Origin of the sequence: Streptomyces sp. MK37H (genome assembly GCF_018035285.1) — a bacterium.
Lineage (GTDB): Bacteria > Actinomycetota > Actinomycetes > Streptomycetales > Streptomycetaceae > Streptomyces > Streptomyces endocoffeicus.
In genome coordinates, this window is record NZ_JAAAYH010000872.1 from 1 (window position 1) to 1,273 (window position 1,273).

The following is a 1,273-nucleotide window of genomic DNA, read 5'->3' on the forward strand; positions in this document are numbered from 1 at the left end:
CGGCCCCAAGGTGCCCTCGATCCGCATCGACAGCCTGACCCTCGTCCGCGGCCGCCTCGAAGTGCGCGTCCACCGCACCGTGGGCGTCCCCGCCGGGACCCGGATCCACCACAGCGGCTGGGCCGTCGCCCTGCCCCCGGGCACCCCGGCGGAGACCGAGGAGGGCGCCGAGATACGGCTGGACGGGGGAGAGGTGACCGGTCAGCTCCTCGGACTGCACGGCTGGGAGACCGCCACCGCGGTCCGGGCGCCGCAGGGCACCGCGTACGGGCCGTGGGCCCTGGTCCCCGAACTCACCGGCACCGTCGGCGAGGACCCCTCCGGCACCCTCTTCGTCGCGCTGGCCTCGCTCACCGGGGAACGCGACCCGGCCCCGCTCGCCGATCTCGCCACCGCCGAGGTGAACGGACTCGCGGTCACCGTACGGCCGGCGGACGGCGGGGCCTTCGTGGTGGACTTCGGCGCGGGCGACGCGCCCACCGTCACGGAGGTGGGGGCGTGACGCGGCTCGGCATCTGCTCGGTGACCCTGCGCCGGCTCGACCCGGACCGGGTGATCGCCGCCGTGGCCGGAGCGGGCCTGGAGTGCGTCGAATGGGGCGGTGACGTCCATGTGCCGGCCGGCGACGAGGACACCGCCCGGCGGGTCCGCGACGCCACCGTGGACGCCGGGCTCGCCGTCGCCTCGTACGGCTCCTACTACCGTGCCGGGCACAGCGACCCGGAGGAGTTCGACGCGGTGCTCCGCTCCGCCGTGGCGCTCGGCGCCCCGCGCATCCGGATCTGGGCGGGCGCCACGGGTACGGAGGAGACCCCGCCCGAGGGGCGCCGCGCGGTGGTCGAGGACACCCGGCGCGCCGCCGCGCTCGCCGCGGACGCGGGGGTGGAACTCGCCTATGAGTTCCACCGCAACACCCTGACCGACGGCGCGGACCACACCCTCCGGCTGCTGGGCGAGGTGGACCGCGCCGACGTCGCCACCTACTGGCAGCCGCCCGTCGACATGCCCGACGCCGAGGCGCTGAAGGGGCTGGACGCGCTGGGGGACCGGATCGCCGCGGTGCACGCCTTCTCCTGGTGGCCCGGGACCACCCGGCTGCCGCTGACCGCCCGCGCCCCGCTGTGGCGCAGCGCCTTCGAGCGGCTGCTCGCGCACCGCACCGCGGTGTCCACCGACGGCCCGCCGCTGGATGTCCTGCTGGAGTTCGTACCGGAGGACGACGAGCGGCTGCTGCCACGGGAGGCGGCCACACTGCGGGCGCTCGCCGACGTAT

Annotated in this window: 1 protein-coding gene and 1 pseudogene; both read left to right on the forward strand. The window is 76.4% G+C overall.

The annotated features are described in order from the left end of the window. Nucleotides 1-502 (forward strand): annotated as a pseudogene (locus GWI24_RS44525) (hypothetical protein); the annotation flags it as partial. Continuing rightward, a partial coding sequence (locus tag GWI24_RS44530; RefSeq protein ID WP_210951685.1) for a sugar phosphate isomerase/epimerase occupies nt 499-1,273 on the forward strand: 775 nt, incomplete at its 3' end. The pseudogene GWI24_RS44525 and the gene GWI24_RS44530, both read left to right, overlap by 4 nt.